The 25,724-nt window shown below is 41.6% G+C and carries 17 protein-coding genes and 1 pseudogene; 6 read left to right on the forward strand and 12 right to left on the reverse strand.

Annotation, left to right across the window (positions count from 1 at the left end; translation table 11 throughout):
- The first annotated feature begins 81 nt into the window (after positions 1 to 81).
- Both H6H03_RS25115 and H6H03_RS25120 read left to right on the forward strand, forming a co-directional pair.
- The gene (locus H6H03_RS25115) at positions 82 to 3,471 is read left to right on the forward strand and encodes a response regulator (protein WP_190957781.1); all 3,390 of its coding nucleotides are present in this window, start codon (positions 82 to 84) and stop codon (positions 3,469 to 3,471) included.
- On the forward strand, positions 3,443 to 3,829 hold the full coding sequence (locus tag H6H03_RS25120) for a response regulator (RefSeq protein WP_190957829.1): 387 nt from the start codon (positions 3,443 to 3,445) through the stop codon (positions 3,827 to 3,829). The genes H6H03_RS25115 and H6H03_RS25120 overlap by 29 nt, the downstream gene beginning before the upstream one ends.
- Before the next feature lie 298 nt (positions 3,830 to 4,127).
- Here the strand turns inward: H6H03_RS25120 and H6H03_RS25125 are convergent, their stop codons facing one another.
- The 3 genes from H6H03_RS25125 to H6H03_RS25135 form a co-directional block, all read right to left on the reverse strand.
- Entirely contained in the window at positions 4,128 to 6,464 is a 2,337-nt protein-coding gene (locus H6H03_RS25125; RefSeq protein WP_190957782.1) for a PhoD-like phosphatase, read from the reverse strand.
- Between the two features lie 209 nt (positions 6,465 to 6,673).
- Positions 6,674 to 8,359 carry a sensor histidine kinase gene (locus H6H03_RS25130; protein ID WP_190957783.1) on the reverse strand — a complete coding sequence of 562 codons (1,686 nt, stop codon included), beginning with the start codon at positions 8,357 to 8,359 and terminating at the stop codon, positions 6,674 to 6,676.
- Positions 8,360 to 8,671: 312 nt separating this feature from the next.
- Positions 8,672 to 10,063: a malic enzyme-like NAD(P)-binding protein gene (locus H6H03_RS25135; protein ID WP_190957784.1), complete on the reverse strand. Its 1,392-nt coding sequence runs from the start codon at positions 10,061 to 10,063 to the stop codon at positions 8,672 to 8,674.
- Between the two features lie 808 nt (positions 10,064 to 10,871).
- Here H6H03_RS25135 and H6H03_RS25140 point away from each other — a divergent pair.
- Positions 10,872 to 12,020 carry a hybrid sensor histidine kinase/response regulator gene (locus H6H03_RS25140; RefSeq protein ID WP_190957785.1) on the forward strand — a complete coding sequence of 383 codons (1,149 nt, stop codon included), beginning with the start codon at positions 10,872 to 10,874 and terminating at the stop codon, positions 12,018 to 12,020.
- A 511-nt stretch (positions 12,021 to 12,531) separates the two neighbouring features.
- Positions 12,532 to 13,914: an aldehyde dehydrogenase gene (locus tag H6H03_RS25145; RefSeq protein ID WP_190957786.1), complete on the forward strand. Its 1,383-nt coding sequence runs from the start codon at positions 12,532 to 12,534 to the stop codon at positions 13,912 to 13,914.
- 128 nt (positions 13,915 to 14,042) lie between these two features.
- Here the strand turns inward: H6H03_RS25145 and H6H03_RS25150 are convergent, their stop codons facing one another.
- The 3 genes from H6H03_RS25150 to H6H03_RS25160 all read right to left on the reverse strand — a co-directional run bounded on the left by H6H03_RS25150 (position 14,043) and on the right by H6H03_RS25160 (position 16,074).
- On the reverse strand, positions 14,043 to 14,648 hold the full coding sequence (locus H6H03_RS25150) for a sulfite oxidase-like oxidoreductase (protein ID WP_190957787.1): 606 nt from the start codon (positions 14,646 to 14,648) through the stop codon (positions 14,043 to 14,045).
- Between the two features lie 597 nt (positions 14,649 to 15,245).
- Complete coding sequence (gene rpmF, locus H6H03_RS25155) at positions 15,246 to 15,419, reverse strand: 50S ribosomal protein L32 (RefSeq protein WP_096536082.1); 174 nt, start codon at positions 15,417 to 15,419, stop codon at positions 15,246 to 15,248.
- 208 nt (positions 15,420 to 15,627) lie between these two features.
- Positions 15,628 to 16,074 (reverse strand): hypothetical protein, encoded by a 447-nt coding sequence (locus H6H03_RS25160; protein ID WP_096536084.1) that lies wholly within the window; start codon positions 16,072 to 16,074, stop codon positions 15,628 to 15,630.
- A 201-nt stretch (positions 16,075 to 16,275) separates the two neighbouring features.
- Between H6H03_RS25160 and H6H03_RS25165 the strand changes: the two genes are divergently transcribed.
- Positions 16,276 to 18,159, forward strand: coding sequence for a caspase family protein (locus H6H03_RS25165; RefSeq protein WP_190957788.1), 1,884 nt, complete (start codon positions 16,276 to 16,278; stop codon positions 18,157 to 18,159).
- 232 nt (positions 18,160 to 18,391) lie between these two features.
- On the opposite strand, the gene H6H03_RS25170 is transcribed toward H6H03_RS25165, so the two are convergent.
- Positions 18,392 to 18,769, reverse strand: a complete 378-nt coding sequence (locus tag H6H03_RS25170) for a Mo-dependent nitrogenase C-terminal domain-containing protein (RefSeq protein WP_190957789.1) — start codon at positions 18,767 to 18,769, stop codon at positions 18,392 to 18,394.
- 494 nt (positions 18,770 to 19,263) lie between these two features.
- On the opposite strand from H6H03_RS25170, the gene H6H03_RS25175 reads away from it, so the two are divergent.
- Positions 19,264 to 20,460, forward strand: a complete 1,197-nt coding sequence (locus tag H6H03_RS25175; protein ID WP_190957790.1) for an anion transporter — start codon at positions 19,264 to 19,266, stop codon at positions 20,458 to 20,460.
- Positions 20,461 to 20,474: 14 nt separating this feature from the next.
- Here H6H03_RS25175 and H6H03_RS25180 read toward each other — a convergent pair.
- From H6H03_RS25180 to H6H03_RS25200, 5 genes and pseudogenes are all read right to left on the reverse strand, one after another.
- Positions 20,475 to 20,708: pseudogene (locus tag H6H03_RS25180) on the reverse strand (Uma2 family endonuclease); the annotation flags it as partial.
- A gap of 45 nt (positions 20,709 to 20,753) precedes the next feature.
- The gene (locus H6H03_RS25185; RefSeq protein ID WP_190957792.1) at positions 20,754 to 22,526 is read right to left on the reverse strand and encodes a ribonuclease J; all 1,773 of its coding nucleotides are present in this window, start codon (positions 22,524 to 22,526) and stop codon (positions 20,754 to 20,756) included.
- A gap of 360 nt (positions 22,527 to 22,886) precedes the next feature.
- Positions 22,887 to 23,786 (reverse strand): 4-hydroxy-tetrahydrodipicolinate synthase, encoded by a 900-nt coding sequence (dapA, locus tag H6H03_RS25190; RefSeq protein WP_190957830.1) that lies wholly within the window; start codon positions 23,784 to 23,786, stop codon positions 22,887 to 22,889.
- A gap of 144 nt (positions 23,787 to 23,930) precedes the next feature.
- Entirely contained in the window at positions 23,931 to 24,968 is a 1,038-nt protein-coding gene (locus H6H03_RS25195; protein ID WP_190957793.1) for an aspartate-semialdehyde dehydrogenase, read from the reverse strand.
- A gap of 491 nt (positions 24,969 to 25,459) precedes the next feature.
- A complete protein-coding gene (locus H6H03_RS25200; RefSeq protein WP_190957794.1) occupies positions 25,460 to 25,600 on the reverse strand; it encodes a hypothetical protein in 141 nt (46 codons plus the stop codon).
- Positions 25,601 to 25,724: the final 124 nt, after the last annotated feature.

Consider the following 25,724-nt stretch of genomic DNA (forward strand, 5'->3'; position numbering starts at 1 on the left):
TCCCTTTCATATTAATTATTTTGCTATTTAAATTTTCGCTGGTTACTTGTTCTATCCATTTCTGTCTGGAAAGCATTTAAAATGAAAATTTTAATTGTAGAGGATGATGAGTTCAATGCCTATGCACTCACTTCCGTTTTGACTAACCAAAACTATGCCGTTGAAGTTGCCGCTGATGGTGACATTGCTTGGGATTTCATCCAAACTTGTGATTTTGATTTAATACTCTTGGATGTCATGTTGCCCAAGTTGGATGGTATTAGCCTTTGCCGCAAGATTCGGTCTCATGGTCTGCAAGTGCCAATATTATTATTGACAGGGCGTGATAGTGGTCATGAAAAAGCGATCGGATTGGATGCAGGCGCAGATGATTATGTAGTTAAACCCTTTGACCAAGAAGAGTTAGTTGCTCGTGTCAGGGCGCTATTGCGTCGTGGAACCATAACGTTGCAACCTATCCTAGAGCGTGGTAACTTGCGCCTAAATCCTAGCAGTTGCGAAGTTAACTATGCTGGAAATCTGCTAGCACTCACCCCGAAAGAGTATGCTCTATTGGAACTATTCTTGCGAAATAGTCAGCGGGTGTTTAGCTGCGGCATGATTCTAGAACATCTTTGGTCTTATGAAGATACTCCACAAGAGGAAGCTGTTCGCACCCATATTAAAGGGTTACGACACAAACTCAAAGCTGTAGGAGCGCCCAGTGATTTGATTGAAACAGTTTATGGTATCGGTTATCGTTTGAAACCACTCGAAGAGGCAGAGGGGAAGGGAGCAGGGGGGCAGGGGGAAAGGGAAACAAGGGAGAAAGCTGGAGCCAATGCCCAACGCCCAATACTTCTCTACGAGAGGCTGCGCCAACGACTTGGCTCAGTACAAGTGCCCAATGCCCAATCAAAGCAGCAAACACTAATGGCTGTTGCCGAAATTTGGCAACGATATCAAGGGCGGGTGGATGAGCAGGTGAAGGTGTTAGAGCAAGCGATCGCAGCTTTAAACGAAAATAATCTAAATCCTGAATTTCAAAGCTTTGCAGCCAAAGAGGCGCATACTTTAGCAGGATCTTTAGGTACTTTTGGCTTGACTCTTAGCTCAAAATGGGCGCGGAATATCGAGTTGCTACTCAGTTCTGGTCAAACTTTGAGTAGATCTCAAATCAACAATCTCGAAACTTGGGTAAAGTTCTTGCGTCGGGAAATTGAGGAAAAGAATGCAGCGGTAATCTCTGCATCGCCGACTACACAGGTATTAGAAACGCCAACGCCGACGCGAGAAAATTTATCTGAGACAGAAACCAAAATATTGGTTGTGGACGACGATCCGCAAATTCAGGCATTGTTACAAACCTTACTTAGTCCTTGGGGACTTAAAGCGATCGCTCTTGAAGATCCGCGCCAGTTTTGGGAAACCTTGGAAGCAGTTGCACCAGATCTACTGATTTTAGATTTGGAACTACCATTTACCAATGGTATTGAACTTTGCCAGATGGTACGCAACGATCCACGCTGGAGTGAGTTACCCATCGTCTTCCTCACAGTGCATAACGATGCCAAACTAGTAAATCAGGTATTTAGCGTTGGTGCTGATGACTTTGTTAGTAAGCCGATTATCGGGCCAGAACTAGTAACCCGAATCGTCAATCGTTTAGAACGGGTAAAATTGCGGCAACGTGTAGCCCAAAGGAGCAGAGGATCTGAGGGAGCAGGGGAAGAATTCCTAACTCCTAACTCAACAGTTAACAGTCAACAGCCAACACTCAACAATTTCCAAGCTATCAACGAACTAGAACTGAGAGTAGCAGAGCGCACTGCTGAGTTAATTGCTGTAAATCAACAGTTGCAGTCACAACTTAATGAACGCCAGCAGACACAGGAAGAATTGCGTTTTTCTCAAGCTCGATTTGCCCGAATTTTAGATATCGCTGATGATGCAATTATTTCGATCGATGGTTTTCAATGCATCACATTGTTTAACCAAGGAGCAGAGAAAATTTTCGGCTACTCTGCCCAGGAAGTAATTGGACAAAAGCTGGACTTACTTTTGCCGCAGCGCTTTTGCAACGTACATCGTCAGCACGTGGTGGACTTTGGCAAATCTCCCAATCTTGCCCGTCGCATGGGGGAACGGCGCGAAATATATGGTCGGCGCAAAGATGGCACTGAATTTCCAGCAGAGGCTTCCATCTCCAAAATCGATCTAAGTAGAGAAATATTTTATACAGTTATATTGCGTGATATAACTGAACGCAAGCAAATCGAACGCATGAAAGATGAGTTTATCTCTGTTGTCAGCCATGAACTCCGCACACCTTTAACTTCAATTCATGGTTCTCTAGGAATGCTTGCCAGTGGTTTGCTACCGACAGACTCAGAACAGGGAAAACGCTTGTTACAAATTGCTACTGATAGTACCGAACGTTTAGTACGCTTAATCAACGACATCCTCGACATTGAACGGATCGAGTCGGGTAAAGCGAAAATGGAATCGACAATCTGTAATATCATTGACATCATCGCTCAAGCTGTAAATGTGATGCAGCCTTTGGCTGATAAAGCAGGAGTAAAGCTAGTGATTTCGGATGTCTCCGGTCAAGTATGGGCAGATTGCGATCGCATTGTTCAAACCCTAACCAACCTATTGAGTAACGCCATTAAATTTTCGTCTTCTGGATCTACAGTTTGCTTGCAAGTTCAACAACAAGACGATGAAGTTTTGTTAATAGTTAAAGACACCGGACGCGGTATTCCAGCCGACAAACTTGAGAGTATTTTTGAGCGCTTTCAACAAGTTGATTCTTCTGATTCACGCAATCATGATGGCACTGGTTTGGGCTTGGCAATTTGTAAGAGCATTATGCAACAGCATGGTGGACGCATCTGGGCTGAAAGTGTGTTAGGCGAGGGTAGTACTTTTTACGTTACTCTCCCGTTGATCCGCACTTCCCAAAAAACTGATAAAAGTAACCAATTGAATTTGGTAAATAAACCATTTTCAGACAACCATCTATTAGAGTCACTCAGACAGGCATTAGCTAAATCTTCAAAGAAAGTCCGCGTTCTAATTGTTGAAGACGATACCGATTTAGCTCAACTGCTGATGACTCTGTTTGAAAGGCATAAGATTGAAACCTTCCTAGCCAAAACTGGACGGGAAGCAATCCGCCTAAGTCAAGAAGTGAATCCTGACTTAATGATTCTCGACCTGATCTTGCCAGAGAGTGATGGGTTTGCAGTAGTAGATTGGCTACAGCAGCACAATTATCTGTGTAATACTCCTGTGCTAGTATACTCAGCTAGGGATTTGGATGAATCCGAACACAATCGACTGAAATTAGGACATACAGAATTTTTGACCAAAGGGCGTGTAAGTAGTGAGGAATTTGAACAACGGGTGATGGAGTTACTTCAACGAGTTACTCACAACCAACAAGAGGATAGCGATGATGACAACAAAGCGAATTCTAGTGGTTGATAACGAACAATATATTCAAGAAGTTGCCAAGATTTGCTTGGAAACAGTCGCAGGCTGGAAAGTAGAGACAGCCGGTTCTGGGAAAGAAGGCATAATTAAAGCCGAAACTTACCAGCCAGATGCGATTTTACTGGATGTAATGATGCCAGATATGGATGGTATTGCCACCTTTGAAAAGTTACAAGCAAATCCCTTAACCAAAGCAATCCCGGTAATTTTGTTAACTGCTAAAATCCAGGCTTCCGATCGCCGTCGCTATGCTCAAATAGGAATGAACGGTGCGATCGCTAAACCTTTCAATCCCCTAGAATTAGCTCAACAAGTAGCAGCAGCACTGGGTTGGAACTTGGAGAAGTAATAAGCTATGGCAGGGAACAGGGAACAGGCTTGCGAAAGTCTAAGTAGGTCGGTGTTGAAAATTGTCGTTATGACAAGGCAGGAGGCAGAAGGCAGAAGGCAGAAGGGAAGAGTTTTTTGGGCAACTTTACTTTTAGTTACATATTTTGGTTTTTTTACGCTGTTCTACTTATTATTGTCAAGGTTTTACTAAACAAGGCAAAAGTAAAGAAAGAGAAAGAAAAATGCAAACAGAGCTACTAAATTTATTTAAAGAGTGCTAGTAATTGATTCAGAATTCAGAATCAGAATTCTGAATTCTAAAATTTAAAATTCTCCAATAATGCCTGATTAGGCGTTAACTGAGTTTCAAAACGGCTGTAAACAATTTGAGTTGGATACCAAGATGAAAACCAGTAGGAATCTTGAATAATTTGGCAAGAATTACCCGCATCTGGAAACTCAAACTGAACCAAACCTAAGTTATTCAATCCAACTACTTCTTGCCCTTCTTGAAACCAGCGAGATTTCCAAAACATTAGCGGTTGTAAATATCGTCTTTTGGTATTTTTCGCTCGTTTCCAAGGAGCTATGAATGATGAAATATCTGTTGTGCAGTTACAAATTTGAGCGCGTTGTCGAATTAACCATTCCAATACACAATACCAGTCAGGGTCAGTTAATTGCTCTTGTTGGCGTAGTCGATTAGGGTAGCGTTTGGCAGTAAAGGTATTGTGGTGTAATTGTTTTCCAGAAATTTCTACCATATTGGCCGGGTTCATCCATCCAATCCAATATCGTAGCTTTTCTGCTAATAACCAATCTTTCATGCGTGTATGTATCAGCCGTGTTAGTGCTTCTTCATTTTTCAGGGCGCTAGAAGTTAGCTGTACTAAAACCGATTGCAATTGAGAATTGGTGCGTGCATAAGATAGTCGAGCCGCAAAACTATAGTGAATATCCCCAGATAAAATAATCACTTGTCGCCGTTGTTTAAACAAGGTGTTGAGAAACTTTGCTAATGCTTCAACATTGATGTTCCAAGCATCACCAACATCTGTAGAAAACACTTTCTCTTGTTGTAAATTCCAATGGTGAATCCAATCTATTACTTGCGAACCAAATACATTAGTCGGTGCAATCACAAATGTGGTTTGAATCTGAGTTTCTTGAGCTATTTGTTGTAAAGGTAAAACTAGTTGTTGCTCAAAAGCTTTTGGACATAGCAGCATTGGTGGGGCGATCGCTTTTTGATCGGCTGGATAACCCCGCCAAGTACGTGTATCCAAAACAATCACTTCATGACAATCGCTCTTGACTATGTAATTCCAAGTAAGCGCCTCAGGATGTCGAGCCAAAATAAACACTGAGTCGTCTCGGATTAAAACAGGTAAATCCGTGTGGAGATCGTTGGGTGGCATACCAACATAACGAGCGATCGCTTCATCAGCCTTTGTATCTTTTCCTTCCTTCGCTGACCAAGTTTCTGCCGCAGCCAGTAGCTTTTCTCCAGGTTGACCTGCTGCAAATTGTTCTGGTGTATTGCCCCAAGCTTGAAACACCGTGTAAGCTAACAGAGCATTTTGTACCACTCGCCGCCCCAAGGGACGCCCCAGAACTCGCAAACACCAAGCTTGGTTTAAATTCCAATCATCACTGACATCATGGTCATCGAAGATGGTGTAAGTGGGAATATTTGCAAGGGCGCGGCGCACTTTCCCCAGAGTATAAATGAACTGTCGTAAATCTTTGACTGCCCGGTTCCAATTTTTAATGGCTCGGCGATCGCCTGTTACTTGGCGTCCTTTAGGAAATACAACCGGCCAGCACACTGGCGACCACGTTAATAAATAAGTAGCATAATATTCACCCAGGCTCAGTAGATGACTAGCAACTTTCTCTGATTTATTATGTAATCCTGCGGTTAAGCCGGCTTCATTGGTAGCAACTTTAGCTCGTTCTCCAGGGGGCAATTCCTTGGGAGTGCAGTACACTCCACCCACAGGTAATTGTTCCTCCCAACCCAGCAAACCATCCCCAAGGGTAGTAGCAACCCACAGCGACGGGTCTGCTACGTCGTCACCATAAATTTGATCCCCAGTCAGGAACAGCTGGTGAGGACGCCGCTGGGCTTGATTTGCAGATGCTTCAATTAAGCTATCGAGAATCGGTAGGGCATCAAACCCTGAACCATGAGGTTTACGACAGGAAGCATGGACAATTTGCAAATCTTCGAGACGGTTGGGCGGTAGGGTAAAGGTTGGTTTTTGATGCTCAAAGTAGCTGATACTAGCCGTAGGATAAGAGTTTGAGCATAATGCTTGTTGTAGTGTTTGCCTCTGGTTAGCGAAAGTTAACTCCAAGTCATAGGCATAAATGCGATTACTAGTTAGGCGATGTCCAACTGTAGACCGAGCCGTGACAGCAACAACGTGAAGATATTTGCCCAACGCAAAAGTAGAGCGTTCCCCCTGCAATAAGCAATTTCCCAGCACTTCGCCATCATTTGTTGTGTCATAAACCTTAAGTTCTACCTGACAAGACTGTTTGAGTGCCACCCATACTGTTACCGATTCAGGTTCAGTATGTTTGAGAATTGGCCCTGCCAAAATTAACGGTAACCTTTGGAAAAACTCGTCTCCAGCTTGATACTTCATTACAAACAGCTGACAAAGTAGATGATGTTTTGGATTATCTTGCTTTATTTCCCCGATGTCACCCGAAAATCATAGCGATTTAAAAACTACTATAAACACTCCCAGTCGGGATTTCTCACAAAGATATAAAAAATAAGGGTTCAAAACGGCAAAAATATATATAGCAAATGTATTTCAGCAATTATAAAGCTCTTAAAGCCTTTAATATTTCAACTCGCCATTGCTTTCGGTTGATGAACGGGTATTTCAACTACAATTTTGATGCCCTCTGATATTTTGGAATCGCACCAGATCTTGCCATGATGTTTTTGTGTGACTATTTGATAGCTGATGAATAAGCCCAAGCCTGTGCCTTTGCCAATGGGTTTGGTAGTGAAAAAAGGATCGAAAATACGCCCTCGTAGTGCTTCAGATATCCCCAAACCATTGTCGGCGATGCCTTCGGCGGGCTTCGCCAACGCAATTTGCACGCGATCGTCAGCCGTCAGTTGAGTTGAAATCCAAATTTTACCAGGCTGTGGTTGTCCATCGGTTTTTGTCTGTTGTCGAGCAGATTCTTCCAAGACATCGATGGCATTCGTCAGTAAGTTCATGAATACCTGATTGAGTTGTCCGGGATAGCACTCAACCAAAGGCAATTCGCTGTAGTCTTTAACAACTTCAATTGCTGGAAATTTTGGTCTTCCTTTGAGGCGATGTTGCAGAATCAGCAGTGTACTCTCCATACCCTCATGGAGGTGAACAGCTTTAAATTCTGATTCATCCAGGCGGGAGAAGTTACGGAGAGATAAAACAATTTCCCGAATGCGCTCAGTGCCAACTTTGATTGATTGCAGCACCTTCATCGCGTCTTCACTTAGAAAGTCGAGTTCCACGTCATCCAAGGTGGCTTGCAGGGTTTCGGGTGGATTCGGGTAGTGCGTCTGATACGCCTGAACCAATTTCAGTAGGTCTTGAGTGTAGGTATCAAGATGGCGGATGTTACCATGAATAAAATTCACAGGGTTGTTGATTTCATGGGCAACTCCAGCAACCAGTTGCCCCAAACTCGACATCTTTTCAGTTTGAATTAGTTGTAATTGAGTGTTGTGAAGCTCAGTTAAAGCTTCTTGAAGTTCTGTTGAACGTTGCTCTTTTTCAGTCAGCAGTGTTTTGACACGTTCAATGAGATTGTTAAATGCAGTTGCGAGGATACCTGTTTCATCCTTGGTGCTTACAGGGGCTTGTAGGTCGAAGTTAGAATCTTGGGTGACTTGCTGCGCTACCTCTGTCACCAATTGCAGTGGTTTGGCAATACTGCTGGAAATTTGCAATCCTAGAATCAATGCCAAAATTAGACAACCTAAACTGGTCACACCGATCGCAATCATTGTGGGTCTAGCTTGGGCGATCGCTTTGTCATACAGCGATGACCACTCTAGGATGACGGCACCATCGACCTGATTTTGCTTGCTGTTGAGCGTCACGACAATGAGTTTAATTCCTTGGGGATAATCAACACTCTTTTCTAAAAAGGTTCTGACCTTGCCATCCTGAATCGTTTGCTCGATTTCGTTGCCTTGGTCATGCTCAAAAATAGTGCCGACATTTTCCGGAACGGCATCCGCCAAAATTAGTTTCTGCCGATTCACCACGACAATATCGCGCTTTTGTAAGTCATGCAGCAAATTAGTGTAGTGTTGCAGTTCCCCTGAACGTTCAATAGAAATAGATTTTTTATCGTAATAAGCATGGTGGGCTATGGAAGTGGCAACCACTTGGGCAACGTGTTCAGCTTCCGCCATCGCTAGAGTTTCAGCAATTTTCTGGCTTTGGGCGATGGCAACTGCACCAACAACATTCGTTAATAAGGAAACACCAACAAAGCTTACAAGAAGTTTGTGAGAAATTTTCATAGCGAAAGGTCAGCTATAAGGGCGTCAGTATTAAGTTACTGTTCCCAAATTGCCGCAGAAAATTGATATTTAGCGTTTTTGCCTAAATATGGAATTTTTTACTACAAATTATCGTAATGTTCCACAAATGCCCAGTAGTTTGGGACAGGCGGCTAGCCCATCCCTCTAAAGTCATTTTTGGAATTGATTCAGGACTTACGCACTCAGATTCCCCAACCCCCTTTCCAAGGCGGCTTTAGAAGTTCCCCCCTTTTGAAGGGGGGCTAGGGGGGATCTAGGTTTCAGGCTTGAGTGCGTAAGTTCTATGATTAACTAATTCCGAGCAATACCTTCTTGACGTGCGGCGTGTTGCACGGCAGCAGCAACCGCAGTTACAACGCGTTGATCGAAGACTGAAGGAATAATGTGTTCGCGATTTAAGTCTGAAGGATTGACCAAAGAAGCGATCGCAGTTGCAGCCTCTAGGTACATTGTGGTGGTAATTGCCTGTGCCCGACAATCTAAAGCACCACGGAATACTCCAGGGAAAGCTAAAACGTTATTGATTTGATTTGGGTAATCACTCCGACCAGTGGCGATGACAGCGACATTTTTGTGAATTAATTCTGGCTGAATTTCGGGAATGGGATTGGCCATTGCAAACACAATTGGGTCTTTCGCCATCGATTGCACCATTTCTGGTGTCAAAACTCCTGGTACGCTGACTCCAATAAATACATCAGCACCTTGCATTGCACCAGCTAAGGTACCTTGAGCTTTCACAGCAAATTCGAGTTTTTCTTCTGTGAGGTCTGTACGGCTGGTAGAGATAATTCCTTTGGAGTCGCACATCCAGATTTTTTCTGCTCCAGCTTTCTTGAGCAACCGAGCGATCGCAACTCCAGCTGCCCCTGCACCGTTAATTACAATGCGGATTTCGCCGATTGTTTTATGTACCAACTTCAAGGCATTAAACAAGGCTGCTAAGGTGACAATTGCAGTACCGTGCTGGTCATCATGAAAAACCGGAATATCTAATTCCTGTCGCAATCTCGCCTCAATTTCAAAACAACGTGGCGCAGCAATGTCTTCTAAATTCACGCCGCCAAATACCGGAGCAATATTCTTGACTGCCTGGATAATCTCGTCTGTATTTTGGGTAGCTAGGCAAATAGGGAAAGCATCCAGCCCTGCAAATTCTTTGAACAGCATTGCTTTGCCTTCCATAACTGGCAAGGCCGCTGCCGGGCCGAGATTTCCTAAACCTAAAACTGCACTCCCATCTGTAACAATGGCAACAGTATTTTGTTTAATGGTTAACTTGTAAACTTCTTCTGGATCTTGAGCGATGGCAGTACAAATTCTGCCGACTCCTGGTGTGTAAGCCATTGCTAAATCGGACACACTTTTTAAGGGAATTCGGCTAGCAATGCTGATTTTGCCACCGCGATGCAAATTAAAGGTGCGATCGTAGACACTCAGTAACTTAATATCAGGCAGTGCTTTGACTGCTTGCACAATGGTTTCAGCATGTTCGGTACTAGCAGCATCAACGGTAATATCGCGGGTAGACTCTTTGCGGGTTTGTTCAATTAAATCAATTTGACCGAGATTACCGCCAGTAGTGGCGATCGCTTGGGTTACCGACGCCAACATCCCCACGCGATTGGGAATCTGTAAGCGTAGTGTCAAACTAAAACTAGAATTAGGAGTTAGATCTGCCATGTTGATTTGGGATTTTAAGTTTTAGATCTTATATTGAATTGCTTGGTAAAAATCTAGACAAAACCTAAAATATAATGTTTTTCTCAAGTCAATCTCAAATCCGTAAGCTACGTTCACGCAGCTTAACGCACCTTTGCCAAATAGTAAAACTCTACACAAGATATTTTGAGCTTGCCACAATCAACTGAGAACTCATCTCACCTTTAAAAGAGAATAGTATTGTATGTTGACGGTTAACAGTCATCAGTCAACCGTCAACAGTCATACCTGATGCTTGTTTAGTTGAGCAGATTTTAATTTTTCATACAAAAGCGGATTATATTCTCAAAAAGATTCTTGCAATTTCTCAAATTCTTGCTCGCCCGCTTTGAAATAATCATCAATTAGCTCTCGGTTGGCAAGATAAAAAGTAGTAAAAATATTTGATAATTTTAAAGCAGTCTGTTGAAATAATTTTACAAAAATTAACACTCATTTATTGCAAATTGTGTAATAGAGCGATCGCCTAGACAATTTGATTTTTAGTTTCCGATAGTAGTTACTATATCAAATATTACCTTATCCATTAGCACCACTTAATTGTATCCAAATTTTAAATTTTACTAGCCATAATTTTATTAGTGAGTTATTTTTTGTTAAAAATCTAGCCCAGTTTAATTTAACACCAAATCCTCTACTCAGTAAGTACAAATTTATTGCTAAATAATATCTCTTAAATGGGAGGTCAATTAAAGGAATTGCCGAACAAATTGTTACAAACACAGTCGAACTGACAAAAATTTGCTTTTACCTCATACCCAGGCTTGACATGACTTTACAATCTTCTCGCTCTGACAAAATTCTGGTGGTTGATGACTCTCCTGATAATGTGTTTCTGATCAAAACTATTTTGGAAGAAGAAGGTTACACCATTAGCACCGCAGAAAATGGGATTTCGGCATTGGCACAATTGCAAGCATCTCCTTGTGACTTAGTTCTCCTAGATTTAATGATGCCAGGTATGGATGGATACGAAGTTACTAAGCATATTCGGGGAGATATGAAATTATCACAATATATTCCCATATTGCTAATCACTGCCCACGATGCGCCTAACGTTGCCCACGGATTAGACTTGGGTGCTGATGATTTTATCCGTAAACCTGTCACAGTAGATGAATTATTAGCAAGAGTGCGATCGCTTTTGCGTTTGAAGCACAGTATGGATGAACGCGATGAAATCGCCCGCCAGCGAGAAGATTTTGTCTCCCGCCTCACCCATGACTTACGCACTCCCTTAGTAGCAGCCGATCGCATGTTAATGCTATTTCAACAAGGCGCTTTAGGAGCATTATCACCCCAAATGCAGGAAGTAATCGCCATCATGGCTCGCAGCAATATCAACCTGCTTTCTATGGTGAATACCTTATTAGAAGTTTATCGCTTTGAAGCAGGTCGCAAAACTTTGGCATTACAGCCTGTTAATTTAGCACAGTTACTAGAAGAAGTAGCTGGAGAATTGACACCCCTTGCTCAAGACAAAAAACTGTCGCTCAATTTGGAATTAGCTGAGGAATTAAAGACAAACACAGTAATTGGCGATCGCTTAGAATTACATCGTCTTTTTACTAATCTTATCGGCAATGCAATCAAATTTACCGATTCTGGTTCAGTGACTATTCGCCTGACTTCCCAAACCCAGGTTGCCAAAAATAGCGAATATCAATTTTTTTCTGGAAAATCTAATTTTCCTGACTACATTAGAATTGAGATAGCCGATACCGGCCCAGGTATTCCTCCTGAAGAACAAACCACCATATTTGAACGATTTCGCCAAGGTAGCCACAAAAGTTCTGGTAGTGGCTTAGGACTATATCTTGCTCGCCGAATTGTTGAGGCACATCAAGGGATTATTTTGGTCAATTCCGAGTTAGGTAAAGGTAGTAAATTTATTGTACTTTTACCCCAAAAAACATAACAAATTTAGTAATTAAACCTCGTCTCGTCTAAATTGATAACTGGAGTTGTTCAAAATAAAATAGGGAAGAATGGAGAATTTGTGAATCAATCCCAATTCTGAAAAACTAGGGTTTTCAAATTAGACGTGGTTTAGCATTTATCAATCGATTAGTATTTTAAATTGTCTTTAATACAAGTTTTTTGTAAGATAGCTGTGTAATATAGCAGTCCTAAATCATTTGTGAAAATTATATATCTCTTTCTTCTTTCTTCCCTTTGCGTCCTTTGCGTCCTTTGCGGTTCGTTTCCTTATTTATATTTTTCACGACTCATTTAGGATTGCTATACTACAAATATATATAGGAATCCGATTTGCTTACTGAAATTATTTGTGTAGATAGGGAAGAGGCAAAAGGCAACAGGCAACAGAATTCTAGAATATTAAGTGTATTGAGTTTTTTTCAGGCAATCAAATATGAGTCCTATAGACGCAGCGATAGTATTAAATAAGTAGTTTCTAGTACAAAACAATGATTAACACTGAATTATCTAACATTAGCGAGATTATCCAACATCAGCGAGAGTTTTTTCAAACGGGCAAAACTAAAGATATAAATTTTCGCATTGAGCAACTGCAAAAACTCAAACAAGCAATTATTGAACACGAGCAACAAATAATCGAGGCATTAGAAGCAGATTTACATAAACCAGTAGTAGAGACTTATCTGACAGAAATTGCCGTAATTAAGGAAATTGATTATGCTATCAAACACATCAAAACTTGGGCAAAGCCCAAAAAAGCACCAGTTTCCTTAGACTTTTTTTCATATTCAGCCCGCATTTATCCAGAACCAGTGGGAGTTGTCTTAATTATTAGCCCTTGGAACTATCCATTCCAGTTAGCAATTTCACCCTTAGTAGGTGCGATCGCCGCAGGAAATTGTGCAATTATTAAACCGTCAGAAATTGCTTCCCATACTTCCGGTATTGTCGCTAAGATTATTACCAAATATTTCCAACCAGGCTATATTGCAGTAGTTGAAGGAGGCGTAGAAACTAGTCAAAAACTACTAGCAGAAAAATTTGACCATATCTTTTTTACTGGTGGCACAGCCGTCGGCAAAATTGTCATGGAAGCAGCGGCAAAACATCTGACACCAGTTACTTTAGAATTGGGCGGCAAAAGTCCTTGTATAGTCGATACTGACATTAATCTTGAACATACTGCCAGACGAATTACTTGGGGAAAATTTATTAATGCTGGACAAACTTGTATTGCTCCTGACTATCTTTTAGTAGATAAAAACATCAAAAAAGATTTAATAGATGGTCTAGAAAAAACCCTAAAAGAATTTTATGGCGACAATCCGGCAAATAGCCCTGATTATGCCAGGATTATTAGTCAAAAACACTTTGACAAATTGGTTAAGTTTGTTGAAGATGGCAAAGTTATTGTTGGCGGAGAAACAAAATCTTCAGAACGTTATATTGCCCCGACAATAATTGATAACGTTTCCTTAGAAGATTCTGTAATGCAGGAAGAAATTTTTGGCCCTATTTTGCCCATCATTGAATACAGTGATATTGCAGAAGCGATCGCCTTGATTAACTCTAAACCAAAACCTCTAGCTTTATACTTATTTTCTCAAAACAAAGACCTACAAAAGCGGGTTTTACAGGAAACTTCATCAGGTGGAGTTTGTATCAACGATACAATCATGCATGTTGGAGTCCCATCTTTACCCTTTGGAGGAGTAGGAGATAGCGGTATTGGCAATTATCACGGCAAAGCTAGTTTTGACGCCTTTTCTCATGAAAAAAGCGTATTGCAAAACTCCTTCTGGCTAGATTTAAAATGGCGGTACGCTCCTTATAAGAGCAAATTGCCCTTAATCAAGAAACTTTTGGGTTAAAAGTTATGAGTTAAAAGTTAGGAGTTAAAAGTTGGGAGTGAGGAGTTAAAACTGAAGAATTATGAGTAATGAGTTATGACTTTAAGAAAGTTGTTAGTTAAAAATTTCTAACTCCTAACTCCTAACTCTTAAAACCCAAATGCGTTGCTATAACGCTCCTCTTTCCAAGGTTCTCCACGGCGGTGGTAGCCATTGCGTTCCCAAAAACCGAGTTCTTCACTAGGTAAAAACTCTAAACCATTAATCCACTTAGCACTTTTCCAAGCGTAGAGGTGAGGAACCACTAGGCGCATTGGGCCACCATGTTCAACTGGAAGATCTTCACCAAAAACTTTAAAGGCAAAGAAGTTTTCTTCCCGCATAAAGTCTTCCATAGAAATATTAGTAGTGTAGCCGCCATAGCAGTGTTCCATAATGTGGGCTACTTTAGGGTCTACCTCAATTAGACCCATAAAATCTGTTACTTTAATACCAGTCCATTTGACATCGAGTTTAGACCAGCGCGTTACACAGTGGAAATCCGCTGTGAATTCATGTTGAGGTAGCGCCATAAAATCTGACCAATTAAAAGTAGCTGGTTTCGCTAAACCCCAAACCCGAAATTGCCATTCTTCAATGCTAACTTGGGGAGTTGCACCGTAAGTTAATACAGGGAAACCTTTGGCTAAATGTTGACCTGGAGGAACACGTTGGTCGTCTTCTTTTCCCGGCTTCTGAAAGAATTTTCCTAACATAATGGGAGAAAAATAAGTTTTCTCAAAATCAAAATATTTGCAAACTTTTGTGCTGAATTGCTAACAGCGCCAGATACTTTACCCTTGAATATGATTAGGGTAAAACACATTTAAATTTCGTAGTTACTTTATCTGGTTGTCTTTTATTATTTGTCATTTGCCATTTGTCCTCTCTTATCAAGTTCTTTACCTGGGGAATAAGGGAGCTAGAGGATTGGGGAGACGGCGAATAGCTACTCTATTGACACAACCCGACGCACCCTAAGGAATATTGCTAGAGACTTGGCAGTTTCTCGTTCGTTATTTGCAAATGAGCGATGACCAATAACTAATGACAGTCCTAACCAGAGAATGTATAACTTGGAAGCACATTAGCTTACTTAATCATTACTGATAAATGATAGGTAATGGGTAATGGATGTTCCCAATTACTCACTACCAATTTTCTAGATCTAATAAGCTTGTGTAGAGTATCTATAATTCATTTTCCAATCAGGAAAGCTAAGAAAAAGCATTTATCCATTAATGATAAATTTGATCTGTGACTTTTGCCAATCAAATCTATCGATGCCGTTCATGCTTTTCCTGACTGGAAAATTATGATTCTTCTTCCTCTTCTTCAGCAGATGGATATACAAATGTAGAACGTCCGGTCAAAATAGACTTGCCCAGAGAGAGAGCTTTCTGAGCTTGGATGGCAGCTTTGTGCCTCCAAGTAGCTCGGCGTTTATCTCGTTTTGATTTGGAAGTTTTCTTCTTAGGAACAGCCATGTCAGCAGATATCGTGATTTTTGACAACCTTCTTATTTTAGGCCATTCACTGACGCCAAGGACGCCAATTTAGCCAAGAATTAAGTAAAGGCATTGGGCATTGGGCATGGGGCATTGGGCATGGGGTATGGGGCATGGGGCATGGAGAGTGCCGAGTTAAGAGTTAGGAATTATCCCCTCTGCCCCCCTGCCTCCTTCATCCCCCTCATCATTTTTCAAAGAATAGTAGCGATCGCGCGGTTTTGAAGTAAGTTGCCCAATTTTGAGCGTCGGGACGGTTGCGCCATTCTGGACGACTAACTTCTAATGTTAGGACTGGTGCGATCGCTCCATAACTTTGTACGGAGATAATTATTGAAACATCTGTCACTAAAATATCTTGGTCAAAGCTCCGCTGAGCAGCTGCTCTCGCGGCCGCTTCTGCTCGTCGCAGAATGGTTTCGTAGTTTTCTTCTGGCAGGCGATCGATCGCTAGGTCAACTCTAGCGGTGTAAGCTCGCACAACTTGAGGGGCGATTGCTTCGGTCAAAAACCACGTAGGAACAGTAGATATAAGCAAAAATGCTAAAGGAACTATCCGGATTTTTCTGGCAATTTGGCTAATAACTGAAAAGGAAGCGATCGATGATGGTATGTGAGCAGAAATTTGGCTCATGACCTTATAGCTCCTGAATAACGATTTGTAAATTGAAATTAGGTGAAAGTATTTTCCGGTCAGCTAACGTAATAAAAATTACATTTTATCCTAAGATTCGATGAGAATCACCTAGACTAGAAAACATCAGGTTAGCTTTGTTTTTTAGACAAAGCCAACCGCAATTTTCAGACGAGCAAACAATAACCGACAAAGAGCGGGATGGCAAATTACTGGGCGATCGCTATTGGCATCAATCAATATCAGTTATTTCAACCTTTAAGTTGTGCCCAAGCAGATGCTGAGGCATTAAAGGATATTTTGGTGACAGAGGCAGGTTTTGTCCCCGAACATTGCCTGCTAATGACGGATACCTCACCACTAATCAAAGATAGATCCACCTATCCGACTAAAGAAAATATTTTATTGCTGCTTGAGGATTTGGCCGCGACATGTTGGCAACCACAAGACTATCTATGGTTATTTTTTAGTGGTTATGGAGTCAACTACAAAGGCAAAGATTACTTAATGCCAGCGGAGGGTAACCCCGAACTTGTGCCAGAGACAGGCATAGAATTGCGATCGCTAATGCAAAGTCTCCAACTAGCTGAGTTGAATGTCTTGCTACTGCTTGATATTAACCGTGCTTTTGGCACCCAAGCAGATGCTCCCGTTGGTGAAGAAACCATAGAACTAGCTCAAGAATTAGAACTTGCCACAATTTTTTCTTGTCAACCAGAGCAGTTTTCCCACGAGAGTAGCGAACTAGGGCACGGATTTTTTACAGCAGCATTGTTAGAAGCTTTGCGTTCTGGTAATGGCAACAACTTGGCAGATTTAGAAAGTTACCTGAGTCTTCTGGTGCCCAAATTATGCCAGCACCACTGGCGTCCCATCCAAAACCCTGCCATTATCATCCCATCAAAACCGCAAGTAATCTTACCAAAATTGGCAATAGGAAGCGATTTGGAATCAGAAGCGGTGATTTATCCAGAAGAATCCTTTGCCATTGCCCTTGCAGCTCCTCCCCTGGACGATTACTCTCGAAATCAGGGCAGATGGGGAGAAACAACTATTAACTCCAAAGTCCAAAAGTCTAATCGCAAACAAATCCAGCAGTCGGCTGCTGGCTTGGTTTCCCAGTCGCAAGGAAACACAAATCCACCACCAGAAACTTCCATAGGAATGAACGCGAGGGGAAGATTTATCCCTGACTCCTCCCAAGCCCACGTCTCTCAATTCCCACAAAATCATTCAAACACGCCTTTGTGGAAACAGTTTATTTTATGGGGTGGAGGCAGTTTGGTAGTAGCAGGTTTAATGGCGGTACTTTTTCTGCGTAATCAAGAAACTTTTAGAATTAAAGAAATATCAAGCAGATCGCCCAATGCTACTGCCAGTAGTCCCCAGGCTTTCCAGAATTTACCAAATGACCCCTCGATAATTAGAACCAGCCAACCAGTTAGACCAAAAAATCAATCTAGCGCCCAAACAGCCTTGAGTTCCGAGTCGCAAAAGCGCAATCAAGCAGTATTAGACTTGGCGAAAATGTCGCTCCAAGAAACTCAGGCTAGCGATTTGAGCTTAGCGATCGCTACAGCCAGGAGAATTAAACCTGGTGAGCCATTGTACGAGCAAGCTCAGGAAAATATTAAGATTTGGAGCCGGATGATTTTAGATTTAGCAGAAGGTCGTGCCAAGCAAAGACAGTATGCTAGCGCTATTGCTGCGGCTCGATTAATCACCAAAAACGAGCCGCTTTATGCTAAAGCACAAGCGGCAATTAATTTATGGCGGCTAGAAGGCAAGCAATATGTCAGTAACACAACTCTTTTAGATGCAGCTAACGCCTTAATTCAGCCCGGACAAGCCTCTACTTACAATCGGGCGATCGAAGTTGCGAAAAAAGTACCACCAGGTCAACCAGGCTTCGATACCGCCCAAAAATCAATCGATAAATGGAGTGAGAAAATTTTAGATCTCGCCAAGCGTCGCGCCGCCCAAGGAGAACTCAATGCTGCAATTGAAACTGCTACTTTAGTACCAGAGGAGACAGCTTCTTACGAAGATGCTCAGGATGCTATCCAAAAATGGCGAAAAAAATAATTAAAAGTTAGGAGTTAAAAGTTGGGAGTTAGGAGTTAAGAGTTAGGAGTTAGGAGTTAGGAGTTAGGAGTTAGGAGTTGGGAGTTAGGAGTTATAAGTTAAAAGTTAGGAGTTATAAGTTTTATTTTTAACTCTTCACTCCTAACTAACTCTTAACTCCTCACTCCTAACTAATTCCTAACTCCTCACTCCTCACTCCTAACTAATTCCTAACTCCTTACTTTTAAGTTAATTAACAGTACTGCGATACATCTTCGCCACACTCGTCGGCTAGATAGCACAGTGCTCGGAAACGTAAACCAACCACTTCTTCATATAAGGGGTTGAGCTTACACATGGGCGGAATGTGAAATAAGGTTTTGCCGAATAATTTGACATCTCGCTCAAAGGGACACTGAGATGGAATCAGTTTACACAAGCGGTGAGCTAGTTGGCGATCGCGCACTTGAATGCTATCTACTCGCTGCTTTAAAGGTTGGAGAATGTTCCAGTGGGGCTTGGAAACAGGACGGCTTAGCTTGGTTCCTCGATCTTCACTAGTCTCTGATTGATTGATTGAGACCCAGCTTGCCAGAAAAATATTTTTTGTGGTATTATCAAATACCTTCATGGTTAATCCTCTGTATTATTGAGGCTGTTCACCTTTCTGGTGAATGTATACAACGTGGCAACGAACTTTCCGGAATATTCGTGTCCTGACTCTGATATAATGTAATACCCGATTAGCCACTTAAGTCAGAAACTAATTTATTACTACGTTAAGTTAACCGCAATTTTCGCGGGATCGGTAGTGTAGTAATGTAATCTTGTTCGTAGCTTGACACAGTTTAAATTTTAATGAAGACATCCACCGTTGGGTAGGTTTTAGTTTAACATTTACAAAACTTAAAATGAAATGTTTTTGAAAGTATTTTTTGTAAGTAGAAATAACAGTAATGCCCTGGTGGGCAGTCTTCAGTCTCTGTGTTTTCGCGCTGTTGGGCGTTTGTGGCCTGTAAATTGCTAGCTCAATGCGTTAGAAACAGAGAGAAAAATTCCTCTTAGTCTTGAGTATGAGGCTACCCCAACAAAGTCTGCCTAACTAGAATAATCAGGCTAATATTAGTGATTTTTCTACAATTTGCTACCTATAGCGTTTTAGGATTAACTTACCTGGGGTTAGCATTGGGCTACATTCCGGGCTTACGCATGAACCGCGCCACCATTGCTTTAGTCGGTTCTGCTTTTTTAATTGCTTTAGGTGTTCTAAATTTACAGGAAGCATGGCAGGCTATCGATGCTAATACCATCGTGTTTCTGTTGAGCATGATGGTAGTGAACGCCAACCTATCCTATGCAGGGTTTTTTCGGCGATCGCTATCTGTAATACTGAGTGTGACTCAGAGTCCTTTAGGTTTGCTAATTGCTTTAACTTTTGGCAGCGGTATTCTTTCAGCCTTTTTTCTCAATGACACCATAGCGCTGATTTTTACACCCTTAACCTTGAGCCTGACTCAAACTTTGGGTTTAAATCCGATTCCTTATTTACTAGCGATCGCTGGTGCAACTAATATAGGCTCGGTAGCTACCTTGAGCGGCAATCCTCAAAATATCCTCATAGGTTCCTTTTCAGCTATTCCCTACCTAGATTTTCTGCGTGTATTAGCTCCTGTTGCCCTTTTAGGCTTGGTAGTTCAGGTAGGATTACTGTGGCTACTTTATCCAAATGTGCGCTCAATCAAACCGTGCCAAGTATTACCCACCACCAACCAACGTATTTTTAAACCTTTATTTAATAAAACATTAGTAATTACAGCTGGGTTGCTGATTGCATTTACTGTCGGCTTACCCTTAGCTGAGTCTGCTTTAGTTGCTGCTAGCTTGTTGCTAATCACTCGCCGGGTTAAACCCCAACGGATTTTGCAAAAACTGGATTGGAATCTGCTGGTAATGTTTTCTGGATTGTTTATCTTGACGCGAGTCACCCAGAAATTGAATTTACTCCAACCATTTACCCACGCTGTTAACTCTGCTGCGAGTTTTTTGGGTGTAACTGTTGTTTTGTCTAACTTAATTTCTAATGTGCCTGCTGTACTCCTACTGCATCCCCTGATTCCTCAAGGCGATGCCAAGTATTGGCTATTACTGGCAGCGGGTTCAACCTTGGCAGGTAATTTGACTTTGTTTGGTTCAGTTGCGAACTTGATAGTTGTAGAAGCTGCTGCTGATTTAGGTTACAAGCTAACTTTCTGGGAACATCTCAGGTTTGGAGTACCAGTAACATTGTGTACTCTACTTTTAACGTACCTCTGGGTTCATTAAGGATGTGGCTTATCTTATGACACCTGCTGAATAGTCAGGGTTAATTCTGGGAACGTTTGAGAAACAATCCTTTGGTGTGGGATAAACACAGTTTGCTTATAACTTCCCTGATTTAGCAAACACACAGTTACTTTATTTTCCAAAGTGTCAACAATCCAATATTCGACCACACCCATAACTGCATACTCACAGGTTTTTTGGTTATAGTCCCGGTCAATAGATTCAATCTCACACAAAAGCGCAAAGACGCTCTTAAAATCTCTGCGTCTCTGCGCCTTTGCGTGAGCTTCTTATTACGATGCCACCTGAGCAGCAGTCCGAGTCCGCCGTCTTCTCCCATCGGCAACTTTCACCGGCGGTTCTTCAGGAATTTGCATCAACAAAGTTACAGATGGTTGACATTGCAATTCTCGACGGATGGAACGTTGCAATTCTCGCTCTAGAGTTCCTTGCAACCCACCCCAATCTATATCTGCTGCTTCACCTTCCCCAGCAGTAAATTCTGACCAGCGCACAGTGAGAATTTCTTCAATTCGCTGTTGTACCCATTTTTGCAGCAGCGATCGCTCTAAACTTGTAACTACACCCCGCAGGTGAATTTCTGGTTTTGCTAACAGTTTACCGTTCCAATCGATGGCGGCGGCAATGGTAACAATACCTTCTTCTGCCATACGTTGGCGTTCTTGCAACACTTTAGCACTCACCATACCAGAACTTGTGGTATCTACCAATTCAATACCAGATGGTACTTTACCAGCAACCCGGATAGAGTTTTCAGTCAGTTCTATAACATCACCATTTTGAATAACGATCATGTTTTCTGCTGGTATACCCATACTCTGAGCCGTTTGGGCGTGCTTCACCAGCATTCGATGTTCCCCGTGAAATGGCACAAAGAACTTCGGCTGAGTTAGAGCAATCATTAATTTTTGGTCTTCCTGACAGCCGTGACCGGAGACGTGAATTCCTTTGTCCCGACCATAGACCACATTTGCCCCTTGAATCATCAATTTATCAATGGTATTGACTACAGCGATGGTATTTCCCGGAATGGGGTTAGCAGAGAATACTACTGTATCGCCTTGACGGATTTTGATGTGGGGGTGTTCTTTGTTGGCAATGCGGGTCATTGCTGACATTGGTTCCCCTTGGGAACCTGTAGTCAGAATCAACACACTTTCATCTGGCAGGTTGCGGACTGCGTTCAACGGTTGCAGCAGATTATCTTCACACTTGATGTAACCTAGATTACGGGCATGAGCAATCAAGTTCAACATGGAACGCCCAACCACCGTCACTACACGGTTATGCTTCTTCGCTAGATCTAAAATCATATTGATGCGATGGACGCTAGAAGCAAAGGTGGTGACGAACAATCGCCCAGTAGCTTGACTAAATACTCTGTCAAGATTGGGATAAACAGAGCGTTCTGAAGGTGTAAATCCTGGGACTTCTGAATTAGTGGAATCACTTAGCAAACAAAGAACGCCTTTTTCACCATGTTCTGCTAGTCGTTGCAGGTCAAACCTTTCTCCATCCACTGGCGTGTGGTCAATTTTAAAATCACCAGTGTGAATAATTACCCCAAGTGGCGTATGAATGGCAACTGTGAAACTATCAGCTATAGAATGAGTATTACGGATATATTCCACTAAAAAGTTTTTGCCAATCCGCACGACATCACGCGGTAAAACTTTTCTTAATTCTGTGCGATCGCGTACTCCTGCTTCTTCTAATTTACCCTCTAGCATTGCCATTGCTAGTCTTGGGCCGTAAATCACGGGTATATCAAATTGTTTGAGATGAAAAGCAATCCCACCAATATGGTCTTCATGACCGTGGGTAACGATCATGCCTTTAATTTTGTGCCGATTTTCCCGCAGATAGGTCGTATCTGGGAGAACAATATTGACTCCATGCATCGCTTCTGTGGGAAAAGCCAATCCTGCATCTAACAGAACAATTTCATCTTCGTACTCGAAAACACAAGTATTTTTGCCAATTTCATGCAAACCGCCCAAAGGAATAATTTTCAAGGCGGAATTACTAGCTTCGTTTTTAGCCATTTTCTCCTTAGTTTGTTACGTTTTGTTAATTAAGTTGATAGTTAACGATCTTTTATTTCAAACAACCTCTGTTGTCTTTTTAGTCAGTCCCAAAGCAATCTTGTTTTAATTGAGATTTTCTATTGTTTATTCAATAAAAAGGACAATACACTAAAGGATTCATAGTATATCTATTAGTCCTAGCACAGGTTTTTAAATAGTAATACCAATTTCAAATTTGAAAACTTAGTGATACGAATGCATTCACATAACTCTTTATTAGAAAGAAACTCTCAATTTAACATCCACAATGCTATAACTTGCTAACAATTAGGGTCATTAGTTTATATCTATGTTTAGTAGCACGCCTATTGGCAGCACTCAAAGAGCTGGTGGCTGGATTAAACTAAGTTCTTTAAGAACTGCTTCTAACTTTTGAGTTACTTCTGAGTCCGCTTCGCATAGCGGCGGACGAGTTGAACCAACCTCCCAACCTTGAAGTTTTAGTGCCTTTTTAATTGGAATAGGATTTGAAGTGAGAAATAAAGCTTTAAACAACGGGAAGAGTCGGAGATGAATCTCGCTGGCTACCTCAATTTTACCCGCACTAAAAGCTTGGATCATCTGCTGTAGTTGGTTGCCTACCAGATGAGAAGCCACACTTACTACACCCTTTGCCCCGATCGCTAACATGGGCAAAGTCATGTAATCATCACCAGAGTAGATCTGGAATTCTTTTGGTGTCAAGCGGCGAATTTCAGTTGCTTGATCTATGCTACCTGTAGATTCTTTTATCCCAACAATGTTGCTTACCTCAGCTAACTGGGCAACTGTTTCTGGCTGGAGGTTTTGCCCGGTACGACCGGGGACGTTATATAACAACAGTGGTAAATCGGGACAGGCTTGCGCTATTGCCTGAAAGTGTGCTTTTAATCCCGCTTGCGGTGGTTTGTTGTAATAAGGAACAACCTGTAAGGAACCGTGTACTCCTATTTTAGCTGCTTTTTGGGTAGCAGCGATCGCTTCTTTGGTGGAATTTGAACCACAACCTGCTATTACCTTAGCTTTCCCTGCCACAGCCTGTAACACTTCGACAAACAACTGGTATTCCTCGTCCCAACTCAGGGTAGGGGATTCCCCTGTTGTGCCACATACCACCAATGTATCTGTACCATTGTTGGCTAGATGCGCTGCTAGTACTGCCGCTAGATCGTAGTTAACACTACCATCTGCTTTAAACGGCGTAATCATAGCGGTTAAAACATTGCCAAAATCTCCCACCCTGTTTGTCACTCCTAATTACCCATGTTTTTATATCTTGGTGGTTTTCTATTGTAATAAGCTATTAGCAAATTAATTTAAAATGTCATTTTTTATTTGTCATTTATCTTTTGTCATCATGTTTATTTCCTTAATGACTAATGACTAATGACTATTAACTAATGGTTTGAGTAGATTTTTCTCTACCAATAATTCGGCGATTTGTATTGCATTCAAGGCTGCCCCTTTGCGGATTTGATCGCCACATAACCATAATTCCAAGCCACAAGGATGAGAGATATCTTGACGAATTCTTCCCACCAGAACTTCGTCCTTACCCGTAGCTTCAATTGGCATCGGAAAATAATTACTTTTCCAATCTTCTACCAATTTTACCCCAGGAGCCGAATTTAGAATTTCTTTAGCTGCCTCTACACTAAAGGGAGTTGCAAATTCTAAATTAATTGCTTCAGAGTGGGCGCGAAGTACGGGAACCCGTACACAAGTCGCAGTAATTCTGATTTGCTGGCTGCCAAAAATCTTTCGGGTTTCGTTAACCATTTTCATTTCTTCCTCACAATAACCCAAATCGTTTAATGGCGAGTTATGCGGGAATAAATTAAATGCCAATGGGTAGGGCAATACTTCGGCAACTGGCGGTTGTCCTTGTAGTATAGCGCTGGTTTGGGTTTTCACTTCTGCCATTGCTCTTGCCCCAGCACCGCTAGCAGATTGGTAAGTTGAGGCTACAATACGTTGCACTGGTTTAACTTGATGCAATGGCCATACTGCCACCGCCATTAAAATTGTTGTGCAGTTGGGGTTAGCAATAATGCCTTGGTGATTAGCTGCGGCTTGGGGATTTACTTCTGGTACTACTAAGGGGACTTCGGGGTTCATGCGAAAGGCACTGGAATTATCAATTACCACTGCGCCCTTTTCCACAGCGACACTTGCCCAAGTTTTAGATGTAGAACCACCTGCACTAGCCAGTACGATATCAACGTTTTCAAAAGCGCGATCGCAAACTTGCTCTACTGGTATATTTTCCCCATTAAACCGCAGCGATCGGCCTGCGCTTCGTTCCGATGCCAATAACTTTAACTCAGCAATCGGAAAAGCACGGCTTTCTAATAATTCCAGCAACTCTGTGCCAACGGCACCAGTCGCGCCCAAAATAGCTACACGATAGGATTTAGACAAACTCGCTTCCTCCTTTAAGAGGTTTGTGTGTAATTTTTTAGAACAATTGTCAATTTACTTATATTTAAATAGCGATCGCACTCTGGAAATACATTTTGAATAAATTTAGATTTTTTTCTAATTTAGTCTATCTCTATCAATCCAATACATTTATTTTTTAGTTATTTCATCAATTTAAGTATGTTGCATTTTACAATCATTCTTGTTCAATTTTTACATTAATTTTAAACTATATATTACTATACAACAAACCGCCATTGAAATTAATGATATTAGTATATCTGCACTTGAGCTTTTCAGAGGCGTTATACGTATAAATGTAATAAACATCTTAGTTGCAAAATGCATTATCAAAATGACAAATATACTGTAAATTCCAACAGAATCAAGCTAGCACAACATTAAATTTAGCTATTGGGCTAGACAACAGATGCACTCTGCTACCACAAATTAATAGCTAGACTAAATACTACAACAATAACTTTAAAGTACTAACTACTCGTTGAGAACCAGGATATCACGGTGTCAGGCAAGTGGATAATTAATTCGTGAGTTATCAGTTCATTGGGAGTGGGAAGATGAGGGAGAAAAATTGCTACCGTGTCTCCTTTGTCCACCTTATCATGCCCCATGCCCACTTTCCCAATGACTAATTGTTATGAAGCTAAAGTGTCAAGTCTTTGGGCATTGGCAGTACACTAGATCTTTGACCCAGGACAACCATCCATTTTTGGATATCATAAAGCCTTGTGGCAT

It is taken from the genome of Nostoc paludosum FACHB-159, from assembly GCF_014698835.1.
Taxonomy (GTDB): domain Bacteria; phylum Cyanobacteriota; class Cyanobacteriia; order Cyanobacteriales; family Nostocaceae; genus Nostoc; species Nostoc paludosum.